This is a genomic window from Paenibacillus sp. Dod16 (assembly GCF_049893405.1).
In the GTDB taxonomy this organism is placed as follows: Bacteria; Bacillota; Bacilli; order Paenibacillales; family Paenibacillaceae; genus Paenibacillus_AQ.
The window spans coordinates 17,003-35,601 of record NZ_JBNDYG010000056.1 but is presented as its reverse complement, the minus strand read 5'-3'; the positions used below and the strand labels follow the sequence as shown (position 1 = coordinate 35,601).

Genomic DNA, 18,599 nt, shown 5'->3' with positions numbered 1-18,599 from the left:
GCCAAATTACGGAGTATATTTCGTTTTACAACATGGAACGTTTCCAAAACAAACTGGGCGACCTCTCCCCGATTGAGTTTCGGGAAAAAGTCGCCGCTTAATAAAATCTCTTTTTTTAATGTCTACTTGACGGGGCTATGACCAATGCAGGATACTCTTTTTAATTTTCTCACGTCTAAACAAGCTTCATTCATTTCCGATACCGCGCTGCTAGGCTGTCCGCCGTTTTCTCTTTCGCGGGCGCAGAAGTATGGCTAACCAGTATAATAGGGGAATCGCTTCAATGGTCAGGAAAAAAGCAATCATAGGCACAGAGTCGTAATTCTCCTGAAACAGCGTAGGATTCCGCGAATATTGGTAGGCGATAACGACCGAAGTACCACCAACCAAGGAAATCAGGGGATTGTCCATTTTTTTTAGGTTCAATACCTTTCCCAGGCATTTTACGCTGACATGGAGCAAAAACGCACTGTGCATAAACATGGAGCTGCTCCATAACCCTATCATTAAGGGATCGGATTTACCGAGGAAGCCGCCGGTAGAACGCATAAGCTCCACGAGCGGATATTGAAGTTCTCGCCCGAAGTATGGACCGAAATTGAGCAGGGCAGCCAACCATTGAAGCAAAACCGCCAAGGCGACCAAGAGCCCTGAACAGGCCAGATTGCGAAACGCTCTCCGATCGATTTGTATGTAGGGTGCAATAAACAGGAATACGACCCATTCGGCAAAGAAAGAGAGACAATACACGGCATCTGTTGCCGCGGAACCATAATTATGATGCGTAATCAAAGCAGGCAGCATCTCAAATTCCGAGTTTTTGAAAAAGAATATATTGACCAGCACGATAGAGAGCACGGAAAGTATAAATAATCCGTCTGACATATAAATCATCGTTTCCAGTCCCCATCTGGCCGTGATGATCACAACCAATCCAATGATAATCTGGATAATCCACTGCGGGGATTCCCGCATATAGTTCGTATTAAAAAACAAGGTAAAACCTTCGATATCCAAGGCAATGTAATTGATGCTCCAAAACAAGAGCAAAAGGATGATCATGGTATGAACCCACTTCCCGACCAGGCGTTCTCCAAAATCCACCCAGGAGGTATTCGGGCTCCACATGCCGAGCCTGATCGTGAACCACAGAAGGATCAGACTCATAGCACTTCCGGCAAGAATGGACATCCATCCTAGATATTCTGAATTCCATAGCAGAGGCGTGATCAGAAACCCAGTGGGCTGGGCAGATAGATAAACAAACGCAAACCGGAACAGCTGCCAGGGAGTTTTACGCATCCTATATCGCCTCCTCTCCTTTCTAATTTCAGCCTAACCAACCGAATCCCCAGTGGATCCATTGATTGGGTGTGGGCCACCAATGGATGAAAGCGGCCAGCATATTCCATATGGCAGCCAGTACAATGAGGGAAAGCACCATCCATTTTTCCCGTCGCGATTTTTGTCTGACAAGGTACCACTCCAGCAGTGCAATCGCCGAAAAAAATATGGCTATCATTCGATTTTCTCCTCCTTATTCTGATTTGGCATTAAAACTTGCTCCCAGGTTTCGTATGGTAATATGAGTCGAAACTTGAATTTCTGCTTCATTTCTGTAAAAATCTTCCCATCTTGAACGCAGTTTATGCCAAGCATCGGGGTAGTGCCAGTCGAGGACCATGCCTAATTGCAATATATCCGCACCAGCCCTTTGGGATGTACGCAGAGCACGGTTCATTTGAGTGCTGACCTGGTCATTCAATTCACGTTCAATCATTTTGTTGATAGCAGCCGAATCCGGTAAGTGTGTGTCTTTTTTGTATATGATGTCTGCCCTTCCCTTGAGCATAACCGTGAAAACGGGGCCGTCGGGTGTCATTTTCACCTTCTTCTGGGATCTGATGTTGATGAGTAACAGGCTGGCCTTACCTTTGTTCTTGCCATCGTCCCAAGACACGGTGTAAAGCGCGTCTCTTAGCTCCTTAAGAGCCCAGCTGACGGCCATGGATTCCTTTAGTGGCAGGGTGGCCCTTAGCTTGTGACCTTGAAATATCGCCGTCCCTTGAACTCCGGCCCAATCATCCTTTTTAGCTGGATCGGCTACCAACGGCTTTTTGCCTGCAGATAAGTATGTCAGGGCGTACCCTTGGTTGGCTTTGCTTGCATATAAAATATCTCTCGCCGTAGTTGCCACCATATTATGATGTTCGGCGAATTTGATGAGAACCTCCGAAGGCATTTGCTCAAAGACCGGCGTTAATCTGGCGATTTGCTTGGCGTCGCCTGGTGCAACCATCAAGTAGCATCTGAAATCGATCGTGGGTTCCCTTTCAAACCAATCCATTAAATCCTCAATACCGTCTTCAGCGTAGCTTCGGCCCAATACAAGGACCCGGGTATGACTGAAGTCAAGCCGCCGAGACAGATCTTTTTGAATAAGATGCAAGGCATCCTGAATTGTGGCGGATTCCTTGGAGACCATGGCATAAGGATCGCCGCCGCTCCCGCTGCCGGCCTGCTGCCCGGACATTAAGCGATTCGGCAGGGGAGCGCTAATGGTAACCTCTACATTTCCCGGCTGCTTGCCTTTATTAATATACATAGCGAAGACGAACGTCTGTTCATTAACCTCCACCTTGGTTGCGCAACCGGTAAGAATGATTAAAGGCAGCAGAAATCGAATGAGTGTTGAAAATTTCATTTTGGTTTCTGCCTCCTATTATTCGAGGTCTGAGCAGCATAGGAAGTTGGACGTTTATTCAGCAGGGGAGAGGGAGCACGGAGAAACGTATCCCTCCACTCGGAGAATACCAGCGGAGCTACCGGTTCCAGATACGGAGTCCCGAAGGATTTAAGCGAAGCCAAATGTCCAAGCACTACAAAAGTTCCTGCAAACAAACCGATTAGACCGAGTGTTCCTCCCAAGAGAAGCAGGGGGAAGCGTAGGAGTCGAAATGTCAGCCCAAGCTCAAAATGCGGAATGATGTACGAAGCAATCCCTGTTATGGATACCACGATTACCATCGGGTTAGACACGATCCCTGCTTCCACCGCGGCTTGTCCGATGACAATGGCGCCGATAATCGATATAGTCTGACCGACCGGTTTTGGAATTCGGGTTCCGGCTTCCCTGAGCGCTTCAAAGGTTAGTTCCATAATGAGGGCTTCCGTTAATGCCGAGAAAGGGATGTTCTCACGAGTTGATGTAATCGTGAGCAGCAGATCCGTCGGAATGATAGAAGGCTGGAACGTGGTAATGGCAACATACATGGATGGCATCAGCAGCGAAATGACAGCGAACATAAAGCGAATAAGACGGATCCAGCTGGAGGAAAAAAAGCTGTGATAATAATCCTCGGAAGATTGCAGCAGAGACAAGAGCGTAACCGGCACGATAAGAGCAGACGGTGTACCGTCCATCATCATCCCGACTCTCCCCTCAAGCAGTGAAGCTGCAACAGAGTCGGGTCGCTCTGTGTATTGAAACTGAGGAAACGGCGATTTCACGCCTTCTTTCATTTGTTCAGATAAGGTACTGATGCCAAAGGCCCCGTCGATAGATATGGCCTTGATATTTTTTTCGATCTTAGCCACCACATCCTTATCGGCCAGTCCGTCAATATATACCATGTATATAAGGGTCTTCGAATAACGCCCGATTTGGTAACGGCGCGTCTTTAATGCGGGATGTTTGATTTTGTGACGCAGCAAGGACAGGTTGGTGAAGATGTCCTCGATAAAAGCCTCCTGGGGGCCATTTACCACAAGCTCATTTTGGGATTCCGAGACGGCTCTCTTTTCATACTTCGTTAGATCAAAGGTATAGACGTTAACCAATGAATCAATATACAGAACGACATAGCCCTCTACAATCAGGTTCGCAATATCGTGAGCTGATGATGAGCGGTTGAATGGAATCGAGAGTAAATCGCCACGATCCAGCTCATTAATAAAGTCATCTAAATTAAATTGTAAGGCAGAGGCCTCTTTGAGGAGCGGGGTAATGATACGCTCATGCAAAGAGCTGGTATCAATAATAGATTGGATATAAATCAGGGTGCAGGATTTGCCATGGGCCCGAAATGATTGGTAGACGACATCTTCACAGTTCTCAAGATTTTGTTTTATATTCTCAACCAGTTCATGATGAGTTTGTTCCTTCAAAACCGATACCCCCTCACGCTCATATGTGTCTTTTTTTATAGAATGCCGTACTCTTGGCAAGTTATTCAAAATGACCAGAGAAGTTAACTTGTCGAGAGGGGGACTGAGCTAGGGATCATTCGATATGCAGAAAAAAAATACGCCTGATTCATAACGGCATGAAGCTGTTACGAAACGGGCGATTATAAGGTGTACCGTTAATTGCGATTTAAACCGCTACTTCTTGGTTTTTCCTCTTTTGATGGATTTCTTTATTCGTTGGAGCAATGGTTTTCGGTAGAACGTTAAAACGAAGCGCAGCAAAATATAGAGTATCAATGTAGACAGGACACTGTTGATGAGACCACCGACAAGAAAATTGACGCCCATATCGCCTAATCTGCCAAAATGGTTCGTCTCAATCCTATAATCCGTCTCCGGGACAGGTACCGAGAGAGCATCTTCGATTTCAAAGGTTTTGGGAAATGTGGTGAACAGATGCACAAATACCCCGATTCTATAGTTTAAATAGAACAGGATCGGCCACAAGACGGAGCCTGCCGAAGCTGCAAGGAAAGCGGAAGGGATGTTAGCCCGAACCATGCGAGCGAGCAGCGGAGCCAGCAGCAGATCAATGCCGAAGGTTGGATACCAGCAAGGGAAGAAGCCGACGGCAAAACCGAGCGCAATTCGATGATCGCTATTTTGCATGCGGAGAGTCCGGAGAATATAGTATTTCAGTCGTCGAATGTATTTATGAAGCAAAACCGTCTCCTCCTGCACTTACTAAATACAATAATGAAGGGATTGGAACCGCATTTTGTATCGTAGGGTTTCCATTTATAATAGAAAGAACTTTCAAGAATTATATAGTAGCGGTTGTAAACCGTCAATCGATGAAAGAAGAAATAAATGCGTGAAGTATTACTTTGACATGCATAGTAATATGCGTTATATTATACCCATTCGTTTCGTTAAGGAGGTCCGGGTATTTGATTGAATCCATACATAACAGCGATTTGATACGTGGAAATATTGATACCTTTATTTTGCGCGTGTTATCGGACGGAGATAATTACGGCTATCAGATCATTAAAGAAATCTCGCTGCGAAGCGGGAATCGATTTGAGCTGAAGGAGCCTACACTGTATTCCAGTCTGAGAAGGTTGGAGAAGCAGGGATTCATCCGTTCCTACTGGGGTGAAGAAACCCAGGGCGGAAGGCGCAAATATTACACCCTCAGCCAGGAGGGACAGGGACGCTTGCGGCACAATCAGGAGGAATGGAAGGCTGCGCGCGAGATTATTGATATTTTGATCGGAAACGGAAAGGAGCTGACAGACAATGACCAACAGGCATGACTTAGAGATTTTTGTGGACCGTCTATTTGCGAATCAACGCAAAACCAAGGAAGTGGTAGAGCTAAAGAATGAGGTTCTCAGCAATTTGGAGGCTCGGGTTACGGATTATATGGAGAATGGGATGGAATATCAATCGGCCATTAGTCTGGCCATCGATAACATTGAAGATATCGAAGCCCTCATTGACGATAATCAAAAAGTTTACAGCTACCGTTTCCGCTATGAATTGGTTCAGAGCGCGCTTATTTATTCCTTGCTGGCGTGGATCGTGACCATACCGGCCCGATTTTTGCCAAGCGGTATAGGGGTGAACACCCTTCTGCTATGTCTCGTTGTCTTATCCGGTGCGGTGTATCTTTCCATGTCACGGCATCTGAAACGGTATGAGAAGCAGACAGCTGTGATCAACGCAGGCAAATTGGCCAAATGGAGCAAAGGGGCATGGTGGCTGTGGTCGATATTTATCGTAGTTGTATCCATGTACACCTTCCTGATTCAATACGGCAGCGATCTGTGGTTTGGGCGAGAATTGCGGATCGATGGGCCCTATTCGTTCTACGTGACCGTCATGCGATATGCCATCCCGATGACGTCGGTCATCATTCCGCTGCTTGTCCAAAAAGCTAGTAAATTAACTCTTCAACTTGAGGTGAATGAACCATGAGCAAAAAAAATTGGCTGATCGTTATACTGCTGCTTATCGGCGTAGTGGGTATGGCTGCACTGGAGGGATTCATCAAGCCCAAAGCAGACGAACAGGCCGTTCAATATGAAGCGGAGCAGAATGATCCGTTGACGCATGATATCCGGAATTCGTTAAGCTTTGCGAGCCCGTATATGGGGAATGCCGGGAACCTGATCAATTTGAATGCTTCGCTTCCCATGCGTGACATCGAACGTACATTTCAGCTGTATCCGGAGGAATTGACGGCCGAGATCCGATTCCAGGCCAGGGCCGGCGATCTGCAAGAGGAAAAGCTGAAGCAGCTGCTAGTTTATAACTCTACTGCTAATTTTGCCATGATTGATAATTTGGAAAAACTGATTTTCGCCTTTGAAGACCAAATCTTCACCATCCGGCGGGATGAGGTGGAGTCGTGGTTTGGCAATCAGGTCACACTTGCTTCATTACGGGATGCCGGGATATGGGAGAAGGAAGTTCAATCCCGTCTTGATGATAGGAAGTTTGTCGGTGATTACGTAGAGAACCTGGTTGAGCGTAAGTTTCTGTAGAGGTAAAGCTTTAGAAGTGATAAAGCGAAGGGGAGTATAGAGATGGGTACGGAGCGACGCCAATTAAGTCTGGGTGCTTTTCTAATGAATTACGGTCATCATATTGCCGCTTGGCGGCATCCCGGTTCGGCGGGGGTCGGAGCCGTGGATTACGATTTCTATAAGCGCTGCGCTCAAGCAGCCGAACGCGGGAAATTCGATATGGTATTCCTTGCGGACAATAACTCGATTCCTTTGATCGAGGATTTGCGGACGAATGTCAGCTTTCTTCAGCCTGAAGCGCTGACCATGCTCAGCAGTCTGGCCGGCGTCACGGCGTATGTTGGATTAGCCGGCACGGCATCTACCACATTCAACGAGCCCTACGCATTGGCAAGGCGTCTGTCCACGCTGGATCATATCAGTGGCGGCAGAGCTGCATGGAATGTGGTGACTTCCACGAAGGATGCCGAGGCGCGCAATTTCGGCTCGGTGGAATTAATGGAGCATGGAAAGCGGTATGAACGGGCGGAGGAGTTTCTGCGGGCTGTGATGGAGTGTTGGGACAGCTGGGAGGACGATGCCCTTGTGTTGGATCGGCAGAGAGCTGTTTTTGCGGATACCACACGGATTCATCGGGTTCATCATGAAGGAGCATTTTTCAGGGTGGAAGGTCCGTTGAACATGCCCAGATCTCCGCAAGGCAGGCCCGTTATCATTGAAGCGGGAACCTCGGCAGCGGGAAGGAGGCTGGCCGCCCAAACAGCCGATGTTGTGTTCACGGCCTGTGAGAGTAAAGAAGATGCGATAAGGTATTACCGCGAGTTTAAGGACTTGCTTAAGGAGTATGGACGGGAAGGGGGAGAGGTGAAGGTTCTCCCGGGATTGCTGATCTTCCTCGGAGAGAGCGAAGCCGAAGCTTTGGCGTATCACCGGGCATTCAGCGAGCTCATCTTGCCGGAAGCAGGGGTGAAATATTTGTCTCAATTGCTGAATGCCGACTTGACCGAATATCCGGTAGACGGTCCGCTGCCTGATCTGCCGAGGGAAGGGAACAGCAGCCGGGCGATCATGATTATGGATATGGCCGCGAAATCGGGCATGAGCATTCTGGAGCTTGGCAGGCATTACGCGGTCGCCAGAGGTCATATGACGATGATCGGAACCCCGCTGCAGATTGCCGATCGGATCGAGGATTGGTTTCGAAGCGGGGCTTGCGACGGATTCAACATTATGGCCCCTTTGCTTCCGAGTGGTCTCGAACAGTTTGTGGAGGGCGTAGTGCCGCTGCTCCAGCAGCGCGGACTGTTTCGCGAGGACTATACAGGCAGAACGTTACGGGACCATCTTGGTCTCAACCGGCCGGAAACTCAACATGAAAAATAATTGACGACAAAATTAGACGGTGCTATAATCCTACTTAACATATCGGAAATAATAGAATTTATGCGTATTCTACCGGACAGCCGGAGATGCATCCTTGGATCAACTAGTGATCCGAGGTGTGTCTTCGGCTGTTTTTTAGATATCAGACTTCAAGGCAGGGTCTTGCTGATATCGCAAGAAAACCTACCCTTGAATCGGCTCGCTCATCCTTTGAAAAAGCCTCGATAGAGGTTTTCTTATATGAATCTTATGAGGAGGCTCCAATGTATGAAGTATAGACCACTGGGCAGAACGGGAGTTCAAGTGTCGGAGGTGAGTCTCGGGACCATGGCTTTCGGGCGTTGGATCGATGAGAGGGCTTCGGCCGCCGTATTGGATGTGGCGCTTGCTTCTGGAATCAATCTGATTGACACGGCTGACGTATACGGCACGGGTATGGATAACGGGAACGTAAATCAGCTTGGGGAGTCGGAAGAAATTTTGGGCAGGCTGCTGAAGGAGCGAAGACAAGGCATTCTCCTGGCTACGAAGCTGCATAACCGGATCGGGCCCGGCATTAATGACCAAGGCCAAAGCCGTTATCATATTTATCGCGCGCTGGAGAACAGCCTTGTTCGGCTCCAAACGGATTATATCGATCTTTATCAAGTGCACCGGTTTGATGAGTTTACTCCGCTGGAAGAGACGCTGGAGGCGCTGACGGATCTTGTGCGACAAGGCAAAGTCCGCTATATCGGCTGCTCGAACTACGCGGCCTGGCAGCTGGCCAAAGCTCATGGCATCAGTGCGCTCCACGGTCTTCGCAGGTTCGAAAGCGTACAGCCGGAATACAGTCTCATTACAAGGGATATCGAACGTGAATTAATTCCCTTTGCCCAGTCCGAGCATGTTGGGGTTATCGTGTACAGCCCTCTGGGCCGGGGCATATTGTCAGGGAAGTACCGGGCGGGGGAAGCTCCCCCATCGGACTCGCGTCTGGCTGCAGGCGAACAGAGACTGCAATTGCTGCTGAACCAGAGGCATGCGCTCTCTATTGTAGAAGCGATCCGGCCGCTGGCTGAGTACCGGGGATGGACGCTTCCGCAGTTCGCCCTGAACTGGGTGCTTAGCCGCCCGGGCATCACATCAGCCATTGTCGGAGCATCCAGGGCGGAGCACATTGCAGATACCTTGAAATACTCGGATGAGCGGCTGACAGAAGAAGAACTGAAGGAAATTGATCGTTTATCGGAGGAAATCCGTGGATAAAGCAGATATAGCGAAATACCTATACGGCACGATAATGATCAATCGTAACCAATATGGATCAGGAAGGTGACACAACGATGAGTTCAAAACGTCGTCAATTGCATCTTGGATTGTTTTTATTCGGGACAGGCTATCATCCCGCGGGCTGGAGACTGCCTGAAGGCAAAACGGACGGGGCTTACGATCCCCAGTTCCTGAAGGAAGTCGCCCGGAAGCTTGAAAAGGCCAAGTTCGATTTCTTCTTCCTGGGGGACCGATTGGCCACGAGCGCGGACATGCAGCATTTATTCCCTTCGCAAATGACGCGGCTGGAGCCGTTTACGATGCTGTCCTATCTGGCGGCGGCAACGGAAAAAATCGGTTTGATCGGCACGGTGAACACCACCTATGCCGAGCCTTACAACATCGCACGCTTCACGGCATCGCTGGATCATCTTAGCCAGGGCCGTGCCTCATGGAATGTCGTGACGGGCTCCGATCCGCGGGCAGCGCTGAATTACAGCCGGGAGAAGCATTGGGATAACGCCAAGCGGTACGACTACGCCGAGGAATTCATCGAAATTGTCAGCGGGCTGTGGGACACCTGGGAGGACGACTCCCTACCGCGGGATAAAGCAAGCGGCGTGTTCGCCGACGGGAGTAAGGTGCACGTTCTGGATCATGTCGGCGAGCACTTCTCCGTTGCGGGTCCGCTGAACATTCTGCGCCCGATACAGGGGCAGCTTCCGTTGATCACGGCTGGAACCTCCCTGCGCAGCCAAATGCTGGCGGCCAAGTATTCCGACATGGTCTTCACGGGAACGAATGTAAAGGAAGTAGCCGTCAAATTTTACAAGGATGTGAAAGGCCGACTGCCGGAGTATGGAAGGGCAGCTTCGGATTTGAAAGTCCTGCCGGGGCTGGTTCCGATTGTGGGCCGGACGGAGGAAGAAGCACGGGCCAAATATGCGGAGCTGAATGAACTGGTTGTGACCGATTACGATCTGGGTCCGCTGTCGGATAAGATCGGGATCAATCTAAGAGGATTCTCACTGGACGATCCTCTGCCGGATGTATCGGCTTCGGAAACGGCCTTACACTGGGCCGACTTGGCCAGAGCGGCCAACGGGCGCGCGGATATTACGATCAGGGATCTGTTCTATTTCTTTACCGTCACGGTCCGCGGGCATCTGCTAGTTGTCGGCAGTGCACAGCAGGTGGCGGATATCATCGAGGAATGGTTCCGGGATGAAGCGGCCGATGGATTCAATGTGTGCCCGCCTTATATGCCGGGTGGACTGGATCTGTTCCTGGAGCTGGTGGTTCCTGAGCTTCAGCGTCGTGGCTTATTCCGCAACGAATATGAAGGCAGCACCTTCCGGGAGCACTTGGGACTAAGCCGCCCGGGGAACCGATATGATCTGATTGCGAAGGGGTGAGCCTGATGGGAACGAGGCATGCCAGGAAATACCGCGGCATCTGGGCGGGGCAGGCGGCTTTGCTGCTGATCATATTGGGGATTTGCGAGCTCCTGGTTCGCACGGAGATCGTCAGCAGCCTGTATCTGCCTGCGCCATCGCAGGTATTCCGTGAGCTGTTCAAACTGTTCGGTGACGGGGAGATTTGGAAGCACCTGTACGTCACGCTGGCCGAATTCGTTACGGGCTACGGCATTGCTGCCCTTGGCGGTTTGGCCGTCGGCATGGCTCTGGTGCTGATCCCTTGGGCGGAGCAATTCTTCCGGCCGTATCTTTCGGCGCTGATGGCGATTCCGAAGGTTACGATCGTGCCGCTGCTTGCGCTCTGGCTCGGGATCGGGGTTACGCATAAAATATCGATTGTGTTCCTGTTCTGTTTCTTTACGATCACGGTCAATACGATGACCGGGATCAAACAGACGGCGGATAATCACCTGAAGGTCGCCCAAGTGTTCGAAGCCACGCGGAATCAGACCATCATGAAGGTGATTTTGCCATCGGCTGCGCCGACTATTTTTGCGGGTCTTCGTTTATCGGCTGCAACCGGACTGGTTGGGGCTCTGTTCGGGGAGATGCTGGCGTCGAAGGATGGCCTTGGCAATATACTCGTGAAGGCGACATCGCTGTATAATACCGCGCAGGCCTTTGCCATTGTAGCGCTGGTTACCGTCGTATCCGTACTTATTATTTCATTGATCGATTTGTTGGAACGCAATGTGTTTTTGAAATGGAAATCATCATAATCCATCAGAAAGAGCGTCACATACAAGGGGAGAGATTCATATGAACAGAAGGAAAATACGTCCATGCATCATAGCGCTTGCGGCGTTATGGTTAATCGTCATAACGGCCGGCTGCGCAAGCGGCACGGATAGCGGCAAGGGAGCAACCCCCACAGAGGCCGGAGAAAGCGCTGCGGGAACCAAGCTGGAGAAGATCCGTTACGCGCCGCTTAGCGGCGTCAGCGGATTGGCGGTGTCCTTCGGGGCGGAGAAGGGATTCTTTGAGGAGGAAGGACTCGACGTCGAGTTTATTACCACCAAGGACCCGATAGCCGGTCTGACCAGCAAGGACATTGACGTGGCTGACGTAGCCACGACGACAGCGATTGTGGCAGCGGGCAAGGGCGCTCCCGTCAAAATCGTCTCCTCCATGTTCCGGACCAAAGGCCCGTTCTACCTGATTGCCTCGCCGGAGATCAAGACGGTGGATGACCTGAAGAGCAAGAAGGTGGGCATTGCCGTGTTTGGCAGCGGACTGGAGGTGTATACACGAGTCATTCTGAAGGAGCATGGCTTGAAGCCGGAGGATGTAACCTTCATTGCTAACAGCACGCATCAGGCGGCTTATGCGAGTTTGGAAACCGGACAGGTAGACGCCACCATCATCCATGAGCCGTTTGCTTCTCTCGCGGAGAAGCAGGGAAAAGGCCATATTATCACTACAGGTTGGGATTACCTGCCGACCTTCCACACCGGGGTGCTGGCGGCGCGTGACGGCATATTGAACGAGAAACCGGAATTGGTCGAGAAGCTGCTGAGGGCTTATTTCAAATCGCAGGAATATGCGAAGAGCCATCCGGACGAGTATAAGGCGTACTATCTGAACCATATCGAGATTGATCCCGAGGTGCTGGATCTGGCGCTGGAACGTGAAGAGGTGCTGTGGGAGAACAACCCGGACGTGGACATCAACGCGCTGAACGATACCCAGCAGATTCAGAAGGAGTTAGGCTTCCAGGATGAGATTTACAAGGTGGAGGACATTCTGGACCTGAGGTTTATTCCGAAAAAATAAAGTGTGGCAGGAGGCGTTCCTATGTCGGGATTTACGGTAGAAAATGTCTCGAAGGTCTATGACGGCGATCTTCCTACGATCTCGCTTCAACATATAAACTTGCAGGTCCGGGATGGCGAATTCCTGTGCATTCTCGGGCCGAGCGGCTGCGGGAAAAGCACCCTTCTCGAGCTGCTGGCGGGGCTGCAGCTTCCGACGGAAGGCGAAATTTTGCTGGATGGCGCGAAGGTTCAAGGACCCACGCGGAGCTCAGGGGTCGTATTCCAGGATGCATCCCTGTATCCGTGGCGTACCATCTCGCAGAATGTCGGCCTTGGGCTGGAGCTCGCCGGCATGAAAAAAGCGGAGCGGCAAACGCTCGTTGACAAATATCTGAACATGGTCGGTCTGCAGGGATTCGGTTCCAAATATCCCCACCATCTGTCGGGAGGCATGCGGCAGCGGGCAGGGATCGCTAGGGCGCTTGTAAGCAGTCCCAACATCCTCCTGATGGACGAGCCGTTCGGAGCGGTGGACCATTTGACCCGGCTTCAGCTCCAGCAGGATCTGCTCCGCATATGGCAGGAGGAGAAGAAGACGGTGGTGTTTGTGACCCATGACGTATCCGAAGCCGTCTTTCTGGCGGACAGGGTCGTCCTGCTTTCCCCGCGTCCCGGGCGCATCCACCACATTTTCGACGTTCCCCAAGAGCGTCCGCGCAAGCGGGAGGATGTCGGTCTCCTGAAGATTCAGAACGACATCTACTCTGCAATCTATGACGTGAAGACAGAAGAGGATTTGGAATTTACGATTTAACAACAGCTGCTGGAAATCAGAAGGGACGTGGATTTATTGTCAAATCTCGTAAGCAAGGAATGGGTGCTGGAGCAGCTGGAGTTTAACCCGGATCAGCTGGTTATCGCGGATGTCCGATTCAGCCCGGGCAATGAGGGATACGGGCTCGAGGCTTATCAGCGTGAACATGTGCCCGGGGCTGTATTCATCGATTTGAAAAAGGATCTGACGGATCCTCCAGGCGAGCATGGCGGGCGGAGTCCGCTGCCGCATCCGGAGGAGCTGGCCAGGCGACTCGGCAATCTCGGAATCGATGCAAGTACGCCTGTCGTTGTCTATGATGATGACCTCCGCTCGGAGGGGGCGCGGTTATGGTGGATTTTGAAATACCTGGGCCATGAATCGGCATATATATTGGATGGAGGTTTCGCAGGCTGGAAGTCAGCCGGGTATCCGCTCATCTCGGGGAAAATCGAAGTGACGCCGCGTTCTTTCCAGTCAAGCGTGCAGAAGGATTGGCTGGCTGATGTGAACGAGGTGAGGGCGAAGCTTGGCGCAGCCGGCGTGACCCTGCTCGATTCAAGGGATTGGAAGCAGTTCACGGGAGAAACGGCGCCGCTGGATCCGGTAGCCGGACATATTCCGGGGGCGGTGCACGCCTATTGGAAGGACGGTATAGATGAAGACGGAACACTGAAGAGTGCAGAGCGGCAGCTTGAGCGTTTTGCAGGAATAGCTCCAGATCATGAAGTGATTGTGTATTGCGGCTCCGGGCTGTCCGCGTGCCCGAATGTGCTGGCTTTGCAAGAAGCGGGATACCGCAAGGTGAAGCTGTATGCGGGCAGCTGGAGCGACTGGATCAGCTATAAGGATCATCCGGTGGCCATTGGGAACGTGTAAAGCGGGAGAGCCTGCGTCTGACGCGGGGGCATATCAAAATAGATAACATATGGAAGGTTTGTCGACCAGATCACTGGAGGCATGGCAATGAAGCCGTGCCTCTTTGTTGTTTTTATGCCGTGAAGGCAGGAGTATCATGCTCCGCATTTGGCATTTGGCTGGAAGCATTTTATTTGAGGCGGGAGGGATTTCGTGTGAAGGAAATGGTCTTCGAATATGCCGATATGAAGTATTCCATACCTTCGGATATGGAAAAAGGGGGCGGAATCTGGATTCTCCGTACGGGCCTGAGCCGGGTCAAGCCCCACTATTTCGTAGGCCCCAAAGTATCCGAAAATTATGCGCTGCATTTTGTTCTGAACGGAATGGTTTCACTGGCTTACGGGGACGAGGAGGTTACGCTGTCGGAAGGGGATGTCTTTTGCCTGTTTCCTCATACGAGGTACAGCTACTGGGAGCCGAACGGCCATCTCGAACCGACGCTGCACATGCAGTGGGTCGTGTTGGATGGAGGATTGACCGACATGGCTTTGAGCCGGATCGGGCTGCATGCGTGCAAGCCTTATGTGCATAACGCGATGAAGGGTGAGCTGCAGACGGTGCTCGATCAAATGAATAGGTGCGTTGACAACGATACCATCGGAAACGAGTTTGCACGACAGAAATGGTTATACCGGCTGTTTGAGCTGCTGGCGGGTGCCGCGGTCCAAAAAGGGAGTAAATCGAACTGGCTTGAGCAAAGCGTCCATTATATGGATTCCCATTACATGGAGGGGATCACTGTTACGGATGTGGTCGAGCATGCCGGCGTACACCGGACGCATCTGTACTGTGAATTCATTCGAGTGTACGGCATCAGTCCAAGCCATTATCTCATGAAGCTGCGGATGGAGCGGGCAGCGGTGCTGCTGACTGAAACCGATGTATCCGTCACGGAGGCGGCTTTTTCGCTGGGATACTCCAACCTCCACACGTTCTCGAGAGCATTCGCTAAATATCACCACGTGTCGCCTACCTCGTATCGGCAGCAGCATGTGCCGGTTCCAATTTAGTAGTACATAGGAGAGGATATGCATAACAAGACTGTAACAGGGAGAAGCAAAACCTGCTGCAGTCTTTTCGCTTGGAAAGGCAGCAAGTGCCGTTAAATAGTGTCGTTTTATCCTTAAAATGGCTGAGATTTCCAAAATATTTGTGTGTACGATAGAATGGATCCACCATTCCCGGTGGTTATTACATCCATTTGATGGAGGGAGGTCTTAAAGAGATCAGAGATTACGGAAGCACGGATGTTCTTGCTTGCATTCACTCTACATTTCAAGAAAGAGGTGTTGTTCATGAAAAAGCTAAGTGTGTTCAGAAAGAAAATGACGACTGTACTTATGGCTGGCAGCTTGTTGTGCGGATTGTTGGTACCGATTCAAGCGTCGGCTGCCGACGTTGCATTTAATGAGCCGCTGAATGGCACGAACCCTAATCTGTTCTATACTTCCGATGGATGGGGGAATGGCCCTGATTTCGGGGTGGGCTGGAAGGCGGCAAACCAGGAGTTCTCAAACGGAATTATGGCTTTACGACTGGACAATGCGGGATGTCCTGTGAGCTGCTCGGGCAAATCCTATGCTTCCGGTGAATATGCGACACATCTAAAGTACGGTTACGGCCGCGTTGAAGCGCGGATCAAAGCGGCCAAGGGAACGGGCTTGGTTACGAGCCTTTTTACGTATTCCGGTCAAGCCACAGGCACGTCCAATGACGAAATTGATATTGAAATCCTGGGGAAAGACACCACGAAGATGGAAACAAATTATTTCACCAATGGGGTAGGTCAGCACAGCACCATCATCAATTTAGGGTTTGATGCGTCGCTCGATTTCCATAACTATGCGTTCGAATGGTCGCCATCATCCATCAAGTGGTATGTAGACGGCCAACTGGTCCACACGGAGAATGGCTCACGCGGGGCGCTTCCGACTAGCCCGGGCCATATCATGGTTAACCTATGGTCGGGATCGGGACCGGCCGAGATATGGACCGGGAAGTTCAATTACCCGGGTTCGCCGGTCCGTGCGTACTATGACTGGATCAAATTCACGCCGGCCAACTAGTTTATCGGGTATTCAGCAGGTTTTGATCAGGTATGTTGAAGTTTCCTTGATCAGCATCCGCTTTGTTCTGGAATCATCGCACCAACAAGCTGCCCCAGGTCAGAAATGACATTTGGGGCAGCTTTTTATTTACAACTATGGAACATAGATGATAGAGTCTTTCACAAGAAATGTATGGATGCAACGCTTACAAAAAAATATCGGTTATGGAGGGATTTATCATGCCATCGATCATGCGGGAAGAAGCGATACCGAAGGAAAAAGTAATATTAGCCAAGAATTATCCGGTTTTTGTCGCCGATACGATTGGCGTGACCAGCCCCTATCAAAAGCTTCATTGGCACAACGTGCTGGAGATAAATTACATTAAATCCGGTACGGGTTACTACATCATCAATGGGCAAAAATTCGAATTCCAGCAAGGGGATGTACTGCTCATCAACTCGAATGATCTTCATTGCGCTTACGAGACGAAGGATCTTGTCATGACCGTCATTTCATTCGATTCGACTTGGTTTATCCATAACCTCCGGTTCGATCCGGAGCTGTTCAGCCCGTTCCGCGAGATGGGTAAGCATTACATGAACCTGATCCCCCGCGACCACCCGGCGATGGATAAGCTGCGTTCGCTGCTGTTTGAGCTGCAGAAGGAGCATGTGGGGGAACAGCGGTCTTACGCTACGATAGTATACTCGCTTCTGCTTCAGTTCCTGGCTACCGTAAACCGGGAGTGCCGGATCGAAGGGGAGGGCGGGAGCGAACCCAGCATCAGCGAACGGCAGCTGGAGAAAATGCGTCAAGTCATCATGGTGATGGAGCAAAATTTTGCCCACCCCTGGACGCTGGAGGAATTGGCTTCCCTGGTCTATCTCAGTCCTTCCAGGTTCAGCGAAATATTCAAGCGTGCGGTCGGGATGCCGCCGCTCTTGTACCTGATCCACATTCGGCTGGAGCAGGCGGTCACGATGCTGGAAGGAGGACATATGAAAGTGATGGACGTCGCCCTGGAATGCGGCTTCCGTACGCTGACCAACTTTAATCGGCTGTTCAAAAAGCACATCGGCATGACGCCGAAGGCTTCACAAAAGCAACATTCCTAAAAACCAGTGAAATAGTGCTGGTTTTTGCTTGTTTTAGCAGAGAAATGAGCCTGGTCAGGCGATACAATAAAGTGGCAAGCATTTCAAGAATATGTCAATAAACCTAACACAAAATATTAAAGGGGGAGATGCCAGTGCCGCAAATCGGGATCGACAGCAGGGCGGAGACGCATGTGAAGAAAGGCCGCTTGCGCCGCTTTCTGAAGCAATGGGATATACAGCTGATGGTGCTTCCGGCCATGATGTTCATTCTGGTTTTCAGCTACATTCCCATGTACGGCGTGCTCATGGCGTTCCAGGACTACAGTTTGTTCAAGGGGTTTCTGAACAGCCCGTGGGTCGGCTTCAAGCATTTTGAGATGTTCTTTGGGGCTCCGGAGTTCTGGACCATTATGCGGAACACTCTGGTCATCAGCCTGCTGAAGCTGTGCATCGGGTTTCCTGCACCGATCCTGCTTGCGTTGATGCTGAATGAAGTAGGGAGGCATTCCTTCAAAAGAATCGTCCAGACCATCAGCTATCTGCCTCACTTCTTGTCGTGGGTCATCGTCTCGGGCTTTGCGATTTCCATTCTGTCCACGGACAACGGCAGTCTGAACATTCTGCTGCAGAAGCTGAGCCTGATCGATGAACCGATCAATTTTCTATCGGAGCCGAAGTATTTCTGGAGCATCCTGACGGTAACGAATGTGTGGAAGGAGATCGGTTTTTCCTCCATTGTGTATTTGGCGGCCATTGCTGGCATCAATCCCCAGCTGTATGAAGCGGCTTCCATTGACGGTGCGAGCCGTCTGAAGCAGATCATCTCCATCACGATTCCGTCCATCATGCCGATTATCGTTGTGTTCTCGATTTTGGCGATCGGCAATTTCCTGAATGCCGGTTTTGAGGACATTTTGCTGCTGGCCGGCAATCCGGTATTGCGGGATGTCAGCGACGTGCTGGACACGTACGTCTACCGGATTGGCATTCAGAACAGCCGATTCTCCTACGCTACAGCGGCAGGTCTATTTAAGGCCATCATCAGCGTCTTGTTATTGGCCGGAGCCAACTACTGGGCCCGACGATCGGGGAACAGCCTATGGTAGGGAAGAAAGGGGAGAGATGTTT

The 18,599-nt window shown here is 50.8% G+C and carries 20 protein-coding genes; 15 read left to right on the top strand and 5 right to left on the bottom strand.

The features are described from left to right. Nucleotides 1-5: 5 nt before the first annotated feature. On the top strand, nt 6-101 hold the full coding sequence (locus ACPV3A_RS31750; RefSeq protein WP_426203701.1) for an IS3 family transposase: 96 nt from the start codon (nt 6-8) through the stop codon (nt 99-101). 109 nt (nt 102-210) lie between these two features. On the opposite strand, the gene ACPV3A_RS31745 is transcribed toward ACPV3A_RS31750, so the two are convergent. The 5 genes from ACPV3A_RS31745 to ACPV3A_RS31725 form a co-directional block, all read right to left on the bottom strand. Further along, entirely contained in the window at nt 211-1,302 is a 1,092-nt protein-coding gene (locus ACPV3A_RS31745; protein ID WP_194544270.1) for a GerAB/ArcD/ProY family transporter, read from the bottom strand. Between the two features lie 28 nt (nt 1,303-1,330). After that, nucleotides 1,331-1,522 (bottom strand): hypothetical protein, encoded by a 192-nt coding sequence (locus tag ACPV3A_RS31740; protein WP_194544269.1) that lies wholly within the window; start codon nt 1,520-1,522, stop codon nt 1,331-1,333. Between the two features lie 15 nt (nt 1,523-1,537). Then, a complete protein-coding gene (locus ACPV3A_RS31735; RefSeq protein ID WP_426203691.1) occupies nt 1,538-2,704 on the bottom strand; it encodes a Ger(x)C family spore germination protein in 1,167 nt (388 codons plus the stop codon). Continuing rightward, nucleotides 2,701-4,167: a spore germination protein gene (locus ACPV3A_RS31730; protein ID WP_194544267.1), complete on the bottom strand. Its 1,467-nt coding sequence runs from the start codon at nt 4,165-4,167 to the stop codon at nt 2,701-2,703. Before ACPV3A_RS31730 ends, ACPV3A_RS31735 begins: the two co-directional genes overlap by 4 nt. 216 nt (nt 4,168-4,383) lie before the next feature. Next, a complete protein-coding gene (locus ACPV3A_RS31725; protein ID WP_194544266.1) occupies nt 4,384-4,911 on the bottom strand; it encodes a DUF2062 domain-containing protein in 528 nt (175 codons plus the stop codon). A 227-nt stretch (nt 4,912-5,138) separates the two neighbouring features. On the opposite strand from ACPV3A_RS31725, the gene ACPV3A_RS31720 reads away from it, so the two are divergent. From ACPV3A_RS31720 to ACPV3A_RS31655, 14 genes are all read left to right on the top strand, one after another. Continuing rightward, entirely contained in the window at nt 5,139-5,507 is a 369-nt protein-coding gene (locus ACPV3A_RS31720) for a PadR family transcriptional regulator (protein ID WP_194544265.1), read from the top strand. Then, nucleotides 5,491-6,171, top strand: coding sequence for a permease prefix domain 1-containing protein (locus ACPV3A_RS31715; RefSeq protein WP_339219419.1), 681 nt, complete (start codon nt 5,491-5,493; stop codon nt 6,169-6,171). Before ACPV3A_RS31720 ends, ACPV3A_RS31715 begins: the two co-directional genes overlap by 17 nt. Next, nucleotides 6,168-6,740 (top strand): DUF4825 domain-containing protein, encoded by a 573-nt coding sequence (locus ACPV3A_RS31710; protein ID WP_194544264.1) that lies wholly within the window; start codon nt 6,168-6,170, stop codon nt 6,738-6,740. The genes ACPV3A_RS31715 and ACPV3A_RS31710 overlap by 4 nt, the downstream gene beginning before the upstream one ends. A 42-nt stretch (nt 6,741-6,782) precedes the next feature. Further along, the gene (locus ACPV3A_RS31705; protein ID WP_426203688.1) at nt 6,783-8,105 is read left to right on the top strand and encodes an LLM class flavin-dependent oxidoreductase; all 1,323 of its coding nucleotides are present in this window, start codon (nt 6,783-6,785) and stop codon (nt 8,103-8,105) included. 267 nt (nt 8,106-8,372) lie between these two features. After that, nucleotides 8,373-9,353 carry an aldo/keto reductase gene (locus ACPV3A_RS31700; protein WP_339219414.1) on the top strand — a complete coding sequence of 327 codons (981 nt, stop codon included), beginning with the start codon at nt 8,373-8,375 and terminating at the stop codon, nt 9,351-9,353. A 77-nt stretch (nt 9,354-9,430) separates the two neighbouring features. Further along, nucleotides 9,431-10,771, top strand: a complete 1,341-nt coding sequence (locus tag ACPV3A_RS31695) for an LLM class flavin-dependent oxidoreductase (protein WP_426203684.1) — start codon at nt 9,431-9,433, stop codon at nt 10,769-10,771. Nucleotides 10,772-10,776: 5 nt separating this feature from the next. Next, a complete protein-coding gene (locus ACPV3A_RS31690) occupies nt 10,777-11,553 on the top strand; it encodes an ABC transporter permease (RefSeq protein ID WP_194544261.1) in 777 nt (258 codons plus the stop codon). Nucleotides 11,554-11,593: 40 nt separating this feature from the next. After that, the gene (locus tag ACPV3A_RS31685; RefSeq protein ID WP_426203680.1) at nt 11,594-12,607 is read left to right on the top strand and encodes an ABC transporter substrate-binding protein; all 1,014 of its coding nucleotides are present in this window, start codon (nt 11,594-11,596) and stop codon (nt 12,605-12,607) included. Between the two features lie 21 nt (nt 12,608-12,628). Further along, nucleotides 12,629-13,402: an ABC transporter ATP-binding protein gene (locus ACPV3A_RS31680; RefSeq protein ID WP_194544259.1), complete on the top strand. Its 774-nt coding sequence runs from the start codon at nt 12,629-12,631 to the stop codon at nt 13,400-13,402. 36 nt (nt 13,403-13,438) lie between these two features. Beyond that, nucleotides 13,439-14,281 (top strand): sulfurtransferase, encoded by an 843-nt coding sequence (locus ACPV3A_RS31675; protein WP_194544258.1) that lies wholly within the window; start codon nt 13,439-13,441, stop codon nt 14,279-14,281. 203 nt (nt 14,282-14,484) lie between these two features. Then, nucleotides 14,485-15,333 (top strand): AraC family transcriptional regulator, encoded by an 849-nt coding sequence (locus tag ACPV3A_RS31670; RefSeq protein WP_426203698.1) that lies wholly within the window; start codon nt 14,485-14,487, stop codon nt 15,331-15,333. 285 nt (nt 15,334-15,618) lie between these two features. Continuing rightward, nucleotides 15,619-16,389 (top strand): beta-glucanase, encoded by a 771-nt coding sequence (gene bglS, locus ACPV3A_RS31665; RefSeq protein ID WP_426203677.1) that lies wholly within the window; start codon nt 15,619-15,621, stop codon nt 16,387-16,389. A 221-nt stretch (nt 16,390-16,610) separates the two neighbouring features. Continuing rightward, nucleotides 16,611-17,489, top strand: a complete 879-nt coding sequence (locus ACPV3A_RS31660) for an AraC family transcriptional regulator (RefSeq protein ID WP_194544255.1) — start codon at nt 16,611-16,613, stop codon at nt 17,487-17,489. A 128-nt stretch (nt 17,490-17,617) separates the two neighbouring features. Continuing rightward, nucleotides 17,618-18,577 carry an ABC transporter permease gene (locus ACPV3A_RS31655; protein ID WP_374198183.1) on the top strand — a complete coding sequence of 320 codons (960 nt, stop codon included), beginning with the start codon at nt 17,618-17,620 and terminating at the stop codon, nt 18,575-18,577. Nucleotides 18,578-18,599 lie beyond the last annotated feature (22 nt).

Coding starts and splice junctions, on each gene's coding strand:
- ACPV3A_RS31745 (WP_194544270.1), bottom strand. CDS start 1,302: ATGCGTAAAACTCCCTGGCAGCTGTTCCGGTTTGCGTTTGTTTATCTA.
- ACPV3A_RS31740 (WP_194544269.1), bottom strand. CDS start 1,522: ATGATAGCCATATTTTTTTCGGCGATTGCACTGCTGGAGTGGTACCTT.
- ACPV3A_RS31735 (WP_426203691.1), bottom strand. CDS start 2,704: ATGAAATTTTCAACACTCATTCGATTTCTGCTGCCTTTAATCATTCTT.
- ACPV3A_RS31715 (WP_339219419.1), top strand. CDS start 5,491: ATGACCAACAGGCATGACTTAGAGATTTTTGTGGACCGTCTATTTGCG.
- ACPV3A_RS31710 (WP_194544264.1), top strand. CDS start 6,168: ATGAGCAAAAAAAATTGGCTGATCGTTATACTGCTGCTTATCGGCGTA.
- ACPV3A_RS31705 (WP_426203688.1), top strand. CDS start 6,783: ATGGGTACGGAGCGACGCCAATTAAGTCTGGGTGCTTTTCTAATGAAT.
- ACPV3A_RS31700 (WP_339219414.1), top strand. CDS start 8,373: ATGAAGTATAGACCACTGGGCAGAACGGGAGTTCAAGTGTCGGAGGTG.
- ACPV3A_RS31695 (WP_426203684.1), top strand. CDS start 9,431: ATGAGTTCAAAACGTCGTCAATTGCATCTTGGATTGTTTTTATTCGGG.
- ACPV3A_RS31690 (WP_194544261.1), top strand. CDS start 10,777: ATGGGAACGAGGCATGCCAGGAAATACCGCGGCATCTGGGCGGGGCAG.
- ACPV3A_RS31685 (WP_426203680.1), top strand. CDS start 11,594: ATGAACAGAAGGAAAATACGTCCATGCATCATAGCGCTTGCGGCGTTA.
- ACPV3A_RS31680 (WP_194544259.1), top strand. CDS start 12,629: ATGTCGGGATTTACGGTAGAAAATGTCTCGAAGGTCTATGACGGCGAT.
- ACPV3A_RS31670 (WP_426203698.1), top strand. CDS start 14,485: ATGGTCTTCGAATATGCCGATATGAAGTATTCCATACCTTCGGATATG.
- bglS (WP_426203677.1), top strand. CDS start 15,619: ATGAAAAAGCTAAGTGTGTTCAGAAAGAAAATGACGACTGTACTTATG.
- ACPV3A_RS31660 (WP_194544255.1), top strand. CDS start 16,611: ATGCCATCGATCATGCGGGAAGAAGCGATACCGAAGGAAAAAGTAATA.
- ACPV3A_RS31655 (WP_374198183.1), top strand. CDS start 17,618: ATGCCAGTGCCGCAAATCGGGATCGACAGCAGGGCGGAGACGCATGTG.